We start from the raw sequence: 12669 nt of genomic DNA on the forward strand, positions 1-12669 counted from the left end.
CAGATGCCGGATACGGGATCGACACGGCCTTCCGCACGGCGCTGACGGCGTTGGGCTTGTCCTACAGTGTGGGTGTTCAGTCCTCGACGAGCCTGTGGCCTCCCGGAACGGCACCCCTGCCGCCCAAGCCCTGGAGCGGGCGCGGGCGCCCACCCACCCGGGTGCGACGGAGCCCTGAGCAAAAGCCACTCTCGGCAGAAAAGCTGGCCCGGTCTCTGCCGGAGACCGCTTGGCAGCGTGTCACATGGCGCGCTGGCACGAACGGTCTGCTGACCTCGCGGTTTGCGGCCGTGCGGGCGCGTCCGGCGCATCGGGATGAGTTGCGACACGAGCCACGTCCCGAGGAGTGGGTCCTGATCGAGTGGCCGGACAACGAGGATGCGCCAACCAAATACTAGCTCTCGACCCTGCCGGCAGAGACGCCCCTGGCCCTGTTGGTCGGCCGGACGAAGCTGCGCTGGCGTATCGAGCGGGACTACCAGGAGCTCAAACAGGAGATTGGGCTTGGCCACTACGAGGGGCAAAGCTGGCGCGGCTTCCATCATCACGCCAGCCTATGCATCGCGGCCTACGGGTTCCTGGTCTCCGAGCGGGGCCGCTTTCCCCCTCGGAACCAGAGTTCACCGAATGGCAAGCGCTTGCCCTACCCGCCAATTATAGACCCCGCGGTGCCCCCGATCCGGCCCGAGCAACACGTGCCTGACTCCATCGCAACCTTGCGCCTGAGGCTAACACGGGCGCTCGTTCGTTCCCTGCAGCGATGTCCCTGTCGCCAACAAAATTTATGACACAGTAGTACTAGGAGCCCGTCCGAGTAAACCTCTCGACGGCGGGGCCTGGCGGTGATTCACTCGGCTCATGGCCAAGGTGTGTCGCTCCTGGGATGTGGATCAGGGCTGGCTGCTGCCGCCCTCGCTGCATGAGTTCGTGCCGCCCGGGCACATGGCGCACTTCGTCCGCGACTCGGTGCGGGAAGCGCTCGATCTTTCGGCCATCCTCGACACCTACAGCGAAGAGCGCAGCTACCCGCCCTACCATCCGGGCATGATGGTGGCGCTCCTGCTCTACGGCTACAGCCGCGGCCTGTACTCCTCGCGTCAGCTCGCCCGGGCCCGCGAGGAGCGGGTCGACGTCATGGCGGTGACCGGGCTGAACCGGCCGGAATTCCGAACCATCGCCGACTTCCGCAAGCGCCACCTCGTGGCCCTGTCCGACCTGTTCGTACAGGTGCTGCGTCTGTGCCGGGCGGCTGGTTTGGTCCAGTTCGCCCACGTGGCGGTAGACGGCACCAAGGTGAAGGCCAATGCCTCCCGCCACAAGGCGATGAGCTATGGACGCATGAAGACGGCCGAGCCAGCGCTGGCCGCCGAGGTCGATGCCTGGCTGGAGCAGGCGCGTGAGGCGGACGTGGCCGAGGATGAGGCGCAGGGTGCGACCCGTCGTGGGGACGAGACGCCGGACTGGATGGCCGACAAGCAGCGACGGCTGGAGACGATCCGTGCCGCCAAGGCTGCGCTGGAGGCGGAAGCGGTCGACCCGCCCAACCCCGAGGACGAGAGCGGGCCGGGTGCAACCTCGGGCATGCGTTGGCAGGGGCGGCCTCTGCGCGGTGAGGACGGCGGTCCGCCCGACCGGGCACAGCGCAACTTCACAGACCCGGACAGCCGCATCCTGCCCACCCGCGACGGGTTCGTGCAGGGCTACAACGGGCAGATCGCCGTCGATGCCGCGCATCAGGTGATCGTCGCGCACCGCTTCGTGACCAACTCGGCCGACTCCCGCGCCCTCGTGCCGCTCGTGGACGACGTCCACGCTTATCTCGGGCGCAAGCCGCGAGAGCTCTCCGGCGATGCCGGCTTTGCCAACGAGGCGAACCTCGTCGCGCTGCAGGAGCGGCGGATCACCGCCTACCTGGCTCCGGGTCGGGCGCGTCATGGCGAGGCGGACGCGGCCGGCCGCCGGAGGCTGACGAAGATGCCGTTGATGAGCGCGATGGCTGTGCACCTGAAGCGGGCTGGCCGCCGCAGCCGCTATCGCCTCAGGAAGCAGGTCGAGCCCGTGTTCGGGCAGATCAAGCAGGCCCTTCCGACAGTTCCTGCTCCGCGGCCTCGATCAGGTCCGGGGCGAATGGGCGATGATCTGCACCGCCCACAACCTCGTCAAGCTGGCGAAGGCCGGGCACTGAGCCCAAAGCCGACGCACACGTCTGCCCAGACTTCCACGCTCATCCCACCTCGTGAACTCGTTACTCAGACGGGCTCCTAGCTGTTTGATCCCGCGGTGTAGTGGTACGGTTAGAGGTGGCTCGGTTTGTCTAAACAGCGCCCAGGGCTCGGATAAGTGGATATCCTGCGGGGTTCAGGCGGCCGCGGAACGCGGCAGCCTGTCGAAGTAGGCCTGGTCGGGTGTGCTCCGGTCAAGACTCGAATGAGGCCTTCGCCCATTGTAGAAGGCGAGGTACCGAACGATCGAGGCACGCGCCGTGCGGACGGTGTCGTAGGCCCGCAGGTCGATCTCCTCGTACTTGACCGACCGCCACAGGCGTTCGACGAGGATATTGTCGCGCCATGCGCCCCTCCCGTCCATGCTGATAGCGATCTCGGCGTTCAGTAATACGCTGGTGAGGGCGTGACTCGTGAACTGCGAGCCCTGGCCGGTGTTGAAGATCTCGGGCTTGCCGAGTCGGGCGAACGCTTTCTCTACCGCCTCGACGCAGAAGCCGGCCTCCATGGTGATCGATAGCCGCCAGGACAGCACCCGGCGACTGAACCAATCGATGATGGCGGCCAAATAGACGAACCCACGTGCCATCGGCACGTTGGTGATGTCCATGGCCCAAACCTGATTGGGCCGGTCGATCGTCAGCCCGCGCAGCAGATACGGGTAGATTTTGTGCCCCGCCGCGGGCTTCGAGGTGTTCGGCTTGCGTTAGATCGCCTCGATGCGCAGGCGCTTCATCAGCGTCGCGACATGACGGCGCCCGATCGTGATGCCCTCTTTGTTGAGAAGATCACGCAGCATCCGACTCCCTGCGAAGGGAAGTTCGAGATGCAGTTCGTCCATCCGCCGCATCACGGCCAGATCGGCGGCCGGGACTGCACGCGGCAGGTAGTAGACGCTGCCACGGCTGATCCCGAGCGCCTGGGCCTGTTTGGCGATGGGAAGGTCGTGCGCTCGATCGATCATCGTTTTGCGCTCAGCAATTCGGCCTTGCCGAGCGCGCCAGACAAAAAATTGTTGGTCAGCGTCAACTCGCCGATCTGGGCATGCAGCGTCTTCACGTCGATGGCCGGTGTCGTCTCCGGCCGGGACGCGGCTCCGAACACACCGGCAGCCCCGTCGAGAAGCTGACCCTTCCACGTCGTGATCTGGTTGGGATGGACATCAAAGTGCTGGGCCAACTCGGCCAGGGTCTTCTCGCCCCGTAGGGCGGCCAGAGCCACTTTCGCCTTGAAGGCCGGGAGGTGGTTCCGGCGCTGTCGCTTGCTCATCTTCGCTCCTGATCCGCAGCCATTTTGGCCGCCGTCAGGGAGAAATTCCACTCAGCCTCGCTGTGTAGATTACTCGAGCCACCCCTGTATCCTCGCCCGTGCCTTACAGCCGGGGATACGGGTCGCAATTTGCATAACCGATATGTCTTAGTCGGATTCGTGTGGTATGGGTCGCCCCTGGTACGGAATTGCAGATGATAAAATCCCTTGAAATCATTGGCTTTGTGTCTCGAATTAAGGTCCGGAGGCGGGCGGGTTCGCCTTTGCCGGGCGTATTGGAAAGCTTCGTCGACAGGACGGGGCTGCGATCGTGCGGCGTGGGTTCGGATGGGAGAAAGCTTTGCTTCTATGCCCTCACATCTTTTCTTGAATTTAATGCGTGTACTGAGGCTTCGGCCGCCCGTAATCGATTGACGTGGTGACCGGTGTCAGACCGACGACAATATTATCCCGTCCTCGATCTCATTCGAGGGGTCGCATCCTTTTTTGTTCTGATATATCACGTCCAGCATTGGCTATTGGGCCCCGGCTATGCCGTAAATGCGGGTTTGGCCGTTGATTTGTTCTTCTGCTTGAGTGGGTTCGTGCTGAGCAGCGCGTATGGGAACCGATTTAACGCTGGGATGACGCTTCCTGACTTCATGGTTAGTCGCCTGATCCGGCTGATGCCTTTGGTCATCGTGGCGACGGTCATTAGTGGACTCTATGTCTGGGTTCGGGCGCTCCAGGGGCGGGATACAATCTCCGGCTCTGAGATGGTCGTTGCCGTTATGCTCAACCTGCTCAGCATTCCTTTCTTTGGTGCCTCCCCCGCAATCGGTGGTCCGCAATTGTTCCCCCTCAACGGCCCTCAATACACGATTTGGCTCGAACTCTTTGCCAACGCCGTATGGTGTCTGACAAGTCGACTACACGGGCGCGGCTTCAACTACCTCGTCGCGGGCGTCTCCCTGGTCTGCCTCGCTCGTTTCGGGAGCGGTGGCGACACCGCCGACACTTTCTGGAGTGGGATGCCGCGCGTCCTCTATTCTTTCTACGCCGGGGTGATCCTGTTCACTCTCACCGAGCGGTTGGGCAAGGGTGAGCCCACTGTCATCGGCAAGGTCGTTTTTGGTGGTTGCTTCGTCTGCATGATAGTGATCTTCGCTCTACCCCTGCCATACCTGCTGGCGTGGCCTTTAGAGTTTTTATGGGTTGCGCTCATCTCTCCAGTCCTCGTGCTCACGGCGGCTCAGGTTCGCATCCAACAGCGCTTTTGCCGGGCTGCGGCATGGCTGGGGGCCATCTCGTATCCGGTTTATATCCTACATTATCCGATCTTCTGCTGGTTGAACGGTGCATATCAGGTGATCTTCAAGACTACGAACTTCATGGCCGAGGCGGTCATCCTCGTAACACTGCTGCCCCTGGCCAGCATGGTCGCCTTAAGGTTGTTTGACGAGCCGGTGCGGTCCCTGCTGATAGGCTGGCGGCGGCAGGGTCGGTTCCCCAGGGCGCCGACGCAGTTCGGCGGTTGAGGGGGCACCATGCCCGGGATTGCGTAGGTATGGGGCGGAATTGGACCAGCAAATTGATCAAAATCGCCCTGGTGATTATCTCAAGCGTGCACAATACCCTGTGCCTCTTATCGGTCTAGCAATCGCCGTGCTATTGAGTATTATTTATCTGCCTCTGAGCTGGCAGAGATGCTACCAATCGGGATGGGGCAGCTGCACGGGCCGGATCCCGTCGTCCGCTTCCCGCCTGCAAATTGTGGTCGGCAGACCACCCGAAAAATCGCGATATCACGATTTTTCGAACTTATTCTCAAATATTTCTCAGCAACAACAACTTAATTTGAAGACATTAAGCTGATGGCCGGAGCACCCAGAAACGCGGAGTTCTACACGATTATTCGCGGGGCGGTGGTTTCTCTCGGTGAGAGCACGATTGCTGAACGTAACGAGATTTATCATTGCGCCCGTCAAATAATTGTTAATTTCGATAATTTTAATGATTCAATTGCTGTTCATCGCAAAACACAGAAAACTGAAGAAATTGAGGAGGTCTTAGCGCTCGTGGAAACCGAGTATCGCTCTAGACAGGCGCAGATCATTTCGTCACACGGGCCGACTCCCCTCGCGCCTCAGCTGGTAATGGATGTCGGCCTCGTACCGAATCCTGAACTCGATATCGTTCCAGATACCCAGTCGCATGAGCGGACGGCGCTATTTTTAAAGAATATTGGGGCCGGGGGGACGGTAAGCATCGTCAAGATCCTCATTCAGCTCGCCCTGCTTCCGCTCATGGCCCATCTGCTGGGTCCAAAGGAATTCGGCGTCTACGCCCTCGCCGTACCCGTCGTGGCGTTTTTGGCGGTGATCGCTGACGGCGGTGTGGGCCTTTCGCTCGCAAGGGACAGGGCGAACGCACCGGAGGTTTGGTCGACGGCATTTTGGGTGCTGATGCTGTCCGGGCTGATGTTATCCGTAGTTGTGGTTACCAGCGGATACCTCTTGTCGCTGGCATCGTCCGAGCCGCAGCTTAACAGCCTCATGCTGATCCTGGCGATGAGCTTCCCGTTTTTAAGCCTTTCTGTGCTGCCCGTCGCCCGCCTGACGCGGAGCGGGAATCTCGTTGCCTGCGCCACGGCTGACTTCGCCTCGACGGTAGCGGGCGCGGCCTGTGCCGTGGGCTTGGGCATGATGGGCTTCGGGGCCATGAGCCTCGCTTTCCAATTCCTTATTGGTTACATCGTCAGGGCGGTCATACTGAACCTCTATGCGTTCGAGCGGCCAGCCGCCATTTTCCGCCCATCGGCGATGCTGAGCCACTTGTCCTCAGGCGGCATACTCATGGGGGGGCGGGTCGCCGACCTTGCATGCCGCTCGGGGGAAAGCCTGCTGTTTGGCAACGCCTTCGGCGCAGGAACCTTGGGCGCCTACAACTTTGCCAACCAAGTTCCCCGCTTCCTGTTCGAGGCGTTCAGTAATCCAAGTTGGTCAGCTCTGTATGCGCACAGCCTCAACGAACAACACGAGCGCCTTCTACAGATCTACTACAAGGTCTGCCGCCTCATGGCGTTCGTCACCTTCCCGACGGCGGCCGTCTTGACGGCAGCTAGCCCCGAAATCCTTGCGCATGTCCTCGGCCCGAGCTGGGAGCAGGCCGGCGTGTTCCTGCGGATCCTCGCCCCCGGCTACGCTCTTAGCATTACGGCGTCGATGGGGACGGCGCTGCTTCTGGCGTTGAACGCCAACTTGACTTTCTTTTTCACGACGGTGTTCCTGGGCATCGGCCGCGTTGCAGCTGTAGCTGCCGGCCATTACCTCCCGGCCTGGCAATCCGTGTGGCTGGTAACCGTCTCCAACATAATCTACGCCGTTGTGGTGTGCAGCTTCGTAGTGCGGGTCGCTGATGCGCGGTTCGTCAGCATCGCCAAGGAAATAGCTGGATCCTTCATCGCGTCACTTGTTAGTGGTGCCGTCTGCTGGGGCATCCTGAAGCTTGTCGGGGGCGGCTTCGTGGTGCTGTGCGCGGCCATCCTTGCGGCAGCCCTATGCTACTTTGCGGCGATGTTCGCGATCGAGGGGAAGAACCTCAAAAACGAATTTACGTTCCTGAGGTCCGCGATGGCCGGGATAATCAAGAAAGATCGTTGAGCCCACGCGACGCAACGATTTCGCGCCAACCGGGATCAATGTGCTGCATTGCGATAGCAGGGGCGCCAGCGATTTTCGATTTCAGAACGATATATATTTCCTACGCTCCAATAAATACAGTCCGCCTGTCTCTGTACGGATCGGTGAACTGCTCTACGTTTCAAGTTGAAACTGTTCAACCGTCGTCGGTTTCGCTCATCGCTGCGAAGCCAATGCCCCGAGGTTTTGAGTATGCGCAATCATCGAGGTTTTTTGGACGAGCGAAGCGCTCTGTTGATCGATCCATCTGTCGTCGGTCAGTCGCATCTTTTGGTTAATACGGGCGTTGTGCGGCTCGCCATCGCGCGCCATGCGCGCGTCAGCGTCATCGCCGAGACTACGCACTGCGATGCGCTCAAGCAGTATCTCGGTCCGGACATCAGCAATCAGATCGCCTTCGTGCCATGGCGCCGAAGGTCGGAGATCAGGAAGAAGATCCGAGAAGTAATCGCACGCAAACAGTTCAATCAGATCATTTTTACGAACATCGAATATGGAATGTTTGCCTACATGGCTTTTTTTCACCGGGGGGCGAGCAGGAAGCCGATCCTTTGGATAATTCATAGCCATCTCGTGAACGCGTTTGCGCCCGGGAAAGCGACGCGGATTAAAAACCTTATCAAGTGGTATTTCCTCTTTCGTGCATTCCGCAAGATGAAGTTTATCGTTCTGGGGGAAAGGATCCGCGCCAACGTCGAGGCCGTGATCGGCCCCTTCTTCCGGCGGGGCAATATAACGGCTATTTTTCATCCGGTGGGTATCGCGCAGCTGCCGGAGGGCAGCTTAGGTGCCCCGAGCCCCTCATATCGGCTCCCACAAGTCATCTTTATGTCTGGCTGGCATTCCATCTCGCCTAAGAACCAGGAACTGTTGAGCAACCTTGAGCGCATTCCGCCGGAATTCCGACGCTTCGAGTTTGCCGCGCTCTCGAACAGGTTTGAAAGAACCAACGACAAGAAATCGTTTTCCATGGAGTACGCGGACCGCCTCAACGTGATCGCAGAAGCCGACTTCTTTCTTCACCTTCCAAGCGACTCCTACCACTTGCAAGCGAGTGGCGCCGTGATGGACATGTTACTGACCGGCACCCCGATGATCGGGCTGCAGACCGATTTCGGAGAGGAACTTACCGGGATCATTGGACCGTTCGGATACTTTTTCGAAGACCAAGATGATCTGCTACGCTTCTTCTGGTCCGCGGAGCTCGATCCTGCCGAGGTCCGCCGGTTCCGGGCGAACTTGGCGTCGGGCTATGAAAAAATCGTCGCGTTGAGCCAGGTCCAGTTCGACGCGGTGCTCGCTTCCTGAACGCTCTTGCGCATCGCCTCTGCTCGGAAATGCCTCCGGCCACAGGCGGCGAGGCCGATGGCCGCGATTGAGACCGATATCGCAGGCAGTGACCAGTCCGCCCGCCGAGGCCCATCTCGGCGCGTAGCCGCGGCGCTTGCGCCTGATCGCTCCAAAAGCCGATCGTTCGAACCTGCTATGCCGCGGAACGCGTGGTCCCACTGCTACGGACATGCGGAAGGATACAATTTTAACGGCAAAGCCGCGGCGCCTGAGACGGCCCTCGGGCAATCCAAGTTGCTCGGGAGACCCACCTCGTATCAAGCCCTGCCAGATCAAGCTCTTGCTCCGACTTGTGTCTGCTGTGTTTCTGATACTGTCGATAAACCAGTTTAATCCATTTGTACCGACGGGTTTTTTTGTTGTGCGTGGCGTGACGCCTGGACGATGATCCCTGATCCGTCAGCCTCGTGCCCGCTGGATCGCATCAGCCGGCAGCTCAAGGCCCCATGCCCGAAAGTCACTTGTGTCTCCGACTGATCCTCCGTGGGACCAGATACGGGCCCGCGGCATGTGACTCGCCGCATTAGAGGCCGGACACATGGCAGCACCCGATCACGCACCGCGCCCGTCCAGAGATTTTGCTTGCACCCGAAGGGGCGTCCACACATGCCCGTGAGGCACGGCGATCCGGCAGCGCTGACCGCACGGAGCACGACCATAGCGGCGGACCATTTTCGTAGTGGCGGCCGTCTCGTCGAGGAAAACCAGGCGATCTGGATCCAGATCGGGTTGTCGCTCGAACCAGTCCTCGCGTGCAGCCTTCACATCCGGCCGCTCCTGCTCGGCCGCGTGGACAGCCCCTTTTTACGGGTGATCCCATGCCGGGCGAAGAAGCGCGACAAACTGCTCGTGCTCGCCCGGAACGCCGCATTCCGAGAGCCTGTCGCGCAGTTCCCGCAAGAAGGAGAGCGGGTCTTCTTCGTTGAGCCGAAGGATCAGGGCCGCCTGCGCTTCCAGACGCTGCGAGTTGCGGTCGCCGCCCATGGGCTTGGGCGCGATCTTCCCGTCCTGCCGGAAGCGCTCGTGCCAACGGACCGCGCTGGCCGCCCCAACCCCGAAGCGTTTGGCCGCCTGACGCCGCGATGCACCCGCTTCAATCGCAGCGACCACACGCTCGCGCAGATCCACCGACAGGGCTGAAGGCATGGCAATCCACCCTCATAAGCCCAGCCAGTGAATCACACGCCAGCCAGATCGCCTACCCCAAGCGTTTCAACCCGCCAGGGCACGGCTCTAGCTAAACCCCCTGCCCGTGAAGTCGGCGGAGAATCCATTCCCGCATCGTTAATTCGTCACCACGCATTAAGGCGCTCATCGAGAAACGGCTCTTGCTCACTTTGCGTGGACGGCGGCGAATTGACTCGGGCCGGTAATCGCCTGAACGGCCCTCCCCACCGCTGAAGGCATGCATATTCCCTTCGCCATCCCCGAGTGCCGCATCGAGCGCGTCGTCGAGCAGGATCCGGACCGCATCGTCATCCAGATGCGACGGCGAGGAACGAGCAGTCGGTGTCCTGATTGCAATCGCGCGAGCCGGTCCGTGCACAGCCGCTATCACCGCCATCCCGCCGACCTGCCGCTCTCGGCATCACAGACGGTGCTACGCATCGAGGTTCGACGGTTCTACTGTTGCAACCCATCCTGCCACCGGCGCACTTTCGTTGAGTCGCCGTCCGAGCTCCTTAGCCCTCGCGCTCGACGCACGCGGCGGCTGGCTGAAGCGCAGTGGCGGGTTGGCATCGTCTGCGGTGGCGCGGGCGGTGCGCGTTTGCTGAAGCATCTGCGCATGCCGGCGAGCCGCGCAACCGTGCTGCGGCTCATCAGGGCCCTGCCAATGGCCGACGCACCGTCACCTATCCACGTCGGCGTCGACGATTGGGCGATGCGGAAAGGCTGCCGCTACGGCACGATCGTGGTGGACCTGGACCGCCATCGCGTGATCGACCTTCTCCCGGACCGCACTGCAACAACGCTGGCCGGCTGGCTCGAACGGCGGCCTGACATCCGGGTCGTCGCCCGAGACCGCGCGAGTGAATATGCCCGAGGCGTCAGCCTCGGCGCACCCCGAGCGTTGCAGGTCGCCGATCGGTGGCACCTCCTCGCCAACATGCGTCAGGCCGTCGAACGCTGGCTTCATGGTGCTCATGCTCAGCTTCGGGGCCTGACGCCCGCCCCCGGCTCGGCAGATCTTCCGCCCCGGCGCGATCACGCCTTCCCACGCAGCACCCCGGAGCTTGACGCGGGGGCGGAGAGCCGGACGAGATGGCGAGCCATCTACGACGAGGTGCGTCGACGGCGTGCGGGCGGCGAGACGCTGCTCGGGATCGCCCGCGCGATGGGGCTGGCTCGCGCCACTGTACGCAAATACGCTGCGACCGACATCTTCCCAGCCCGATTGCCCCATGGTGCCGGCCCGAGCCTGCACGATGTGCACGTGGGCTACCTCGTGAGGCGGATCGGCGAGGGCTGTGAGAACGCCATGTCACTGTGGCGTGAGATCCGGGAGCGCGGATACCCCGGCACGAGCCGGCAGGTGCACCGCTTCGTCGCCGGACGTCGGACGAAGCCGATCCGGTCGGGCCGTAAGCCCCGAAACGAGACAGTAGGCATGGCGGAGCGGCCTGCGGCGGGAAGCCTGCTGCCGACCGCGCGGCAACTTGCGTGGCTCCTCGTCCAGCCGACCATGGCTTTGGATGCGGCTGCCGCCGCCGTTGTGACCCACGTCGAGCAGGACGAAACCGCCAAAGCGGTCGCCGGCCTGGCGCGCCGCTTCACCGCCCTCGTTCGCGCCTCGGGTGTGAACAAGACGGCGACCGAGGGGCGGGCTAGCGCCGCGGATCTCGACCGTTGGATCGCGGAAGCGCGGGCTTGCGGCGCTCCTGCAATCGCCACCTTCGCCTCGGGACTGGACGGTGACGCCGCCGCGGTTAGGGCTGCTTTGACCGAGCCCTGGAGCAGCGGTCAGGCCGAAGGCCAGATCAACCGGCTCAAGCTGATCAAGCGCCAAAGCTACGGCCGGGCAGGTCTCGATCTCCTACAGCGCCGCATGGTCCTCGCCACCTGATCCACGCAAAGTGAGCAAGAGCCACAGAAACGGGGCAATCCCAGTCCGCTGATCGGATGCCCACCGAACCGCACGCACCCGATCCGTGGCCGTGCGCTCTTGGCGCTTCGGGCCTACGCCGCCCATCCGCAGGGCCTCCGGCACGAGGCGTATCCCACCTACATGCCGATGTTGGCCGAGATGGGACTGGTGCAGGAACGGTATGTCCGCAGGCTTGGGCGGTCGCAGCCAGCGTAGTTTCGAACGGCGACCGGGCGGGCAATCATCGTTGAGCTTGGGGCGAGCGAGGTTCGAGACTAGGCAACGCTCGGAACGAGCATTCGCATAATTGTATCTATCACTTTAATTGCCATGCGTGCGAACGCCCATGCAACCGCCCATATGCGTAATCTTTATCAATAGCGTAACTAATTTTTTTCCCGTTTTTCTTTGCCAGCGACCGCATAAGCATAAACCTAATATGGAAACGTCTTTCGCGGACTTCATCAATATCGTAAAAACACCAGACCCTTTATCCCGTTCAACTGGCACAATCATTGCAATTTTTCTCCAAGGAGGGCCCTATATGCAATCATAATAACGTGATCGGCCGTTAGCTAATTCACCATTTGGATTATATATCGCGAGAGCCGGCGCGCTTCGGTCGGCCTTTCGGCTAAATAGTGATTACTTTCTCGGGCGTGATCAGACGAAAGGCATTGCGTGATACAACGCTACTATTTCGATGTAGAAACGGATCAAGAGTTGATCCAGGACTACGAGGGCGTAAAAGCTTCAAGCTTGGAGCAGGCGCTGAACGATGCTCGAAGCGTCATACAAGAGATGGTTAATCAATCCGACGACGGCGATCTTGATGGAACATGGGCGCTGATCGTGCGTGATAATAATCGATCATTAATCGCGCGGTTGCCGTTCAAAAAGACCTTCGATAGCTTTGACTGCGGCACTCTGCCAAGGAGGATACGGAGCAGTCATTGAGCGAAGACAACAATCGCTCATCTTTGTAGAGAATACGGAAAGCCGAACCATCAAATGCTCTTCGCCTTGAACGCCCAGATCGGCGGGCCCCATCCTGCCCCTGCCC

At 61.1% G+C, this 12669-nt stretch carries 5 protein-coding genes and 4 pseudogenes; 7 read left to right on the top strand and 2 right to left on the bottom strand.

Annotated features, from left to right (window positions below):
- Positions 1-703, top strand: a pseudogene (locus FV242_RS29325) (IS701 family transposase); the annotation flags it as partial.
- A 155-nt stretch (positions 704-858) separates the two neighbouring features.
- Positions 859-2185, top strand: a pseudogene (locus FV242_RS29330) (IS1182 family transposase).
- A gap of 173 nt (positions 2186-2358) precedes the next feature.
- Here the strand turns inward: FV242_RS29330 and FV242_RS29335 are convergent.
- Positions 2359-3491 (bottom strand): annotated as a pseudogene (locus tag FV242_RS29335) (IS3 family transposase).
- 425 nt (positions 3492-3916) lie between these two features.
- Here FV242_RS29335 and FV242_RS29340 point away from each other — a divergent pair.
- The 3 genes from FV242_RS29340 to FV242_RS29350 all read left to right on the top strand — a co-directional run bounded on the left by FV242_RS29340 (position 3917) and on the right by FV242_RS29350 (position 8479).
- Positions 3917-5008: an acyltransferase gene (locus FV242_RS29340; RefSeq protein ID WP_147941377.1), complete on the top strand. Its 1092-nt coding sequence runs from the start codon at positions 3917-3919 to the stop codon at positions 5006-5008.
- 336 nt (positions 5009-5344) lie between these two features.
- On the top strand, positions 5345-7132 hold the full coding sequence (locus tag FV242_RS29345; RefSeq protein WP_147941378.1) for an oligosaccharide flippase family protein: 1788 nt from the start codon (positions 5345-5347) through the stop codon (positions 7130-7132).
- A 231-nt stretch (positions 7133-7363) separates the two neighbouring features.
- The gene (locus FV242_RS29350; protein ID WP_210248973.1) at positions 7364-8479 is read left to right on the top strand and encodes a hypothetical protein; all 1116 of its coding nucleotides are present in this window, start codon (positions 7364-7366) and stop codon (positions 8477-8479) included.
- Between the two features lie 648 nt (positions 8480-9127).
- Here the strand turns inward: FV242_RS29350 and FV242_RS29355 are convergent.
- A pseudogene (locus FV242_RS29355) lies at positions 9128-9667 on the bottom strand (IS630 family transposase); the annotation flags it as partial.
- Positions 9668-9926: 259 nt separating this feature from the next.
- Between FV242_RS29355 and FV242_RS29360 the strand changes: the two are divergent.
- Both FV242_RS29360 and FV242_RS29365 read left to right on the top strand, forming a co-directional pair.
- Positions 9927-11585 carry an ISL3 family transposase gene (locus FV242_RS29360; protein ID WP_147941380.1) on the top strand — a complete coding sequence of 553 codons (1659 nt, stop codon included), beginning with the start codon at positions 9927-9929 and terminating at the stop codon, positions 11583-11585.
- Positions 11586-12287: 702 nt separating this feature from the next.
- Positions 12288-12563, top strand: coding sequence for a hypothetical protein (locus FV242_RS29365; RefSeq protein WP_147941381.1), 276 nt, complete (start codon positions 12288-12290; stop codon positions 12561-12563).
- Positions 12564-12669 lie beyond the last annotated feature (106 nt).

This window comes from Methylobacterium sp. WL64, from assembly GCF_008039945.1.
GTDB lineage: Bacteria > Pseudomonadota > Alphaproteobacteria > Rhizobiales > Beijerinckiaceae > Methylobacterium.

Bases quoted from the DNA above. Each gene is read 5' to 3' on its own strand.
- FV242_RS29350 (WP_210248973.1), top strand. From the start codon at position 7,364: ATGCGCAATCATCGAGGTTTTTTGGACGAGCGAAGCGCTCTGTTGATC.
- FV242_RS29360 (WP_147941380.1), top strand. From the start codon at position 9,927: ATGCATATTCCCTTCGCCATCCCCGAGTGCCGCATCGAGCGCGTCGTC.
- FV242_RS29345 (WP_147941378.1), top strand. From the start codon at position 5,345: ATGGCCGGAGCACCCAGAAACGCGGAGTTCTACACGATTATTCGCGGG.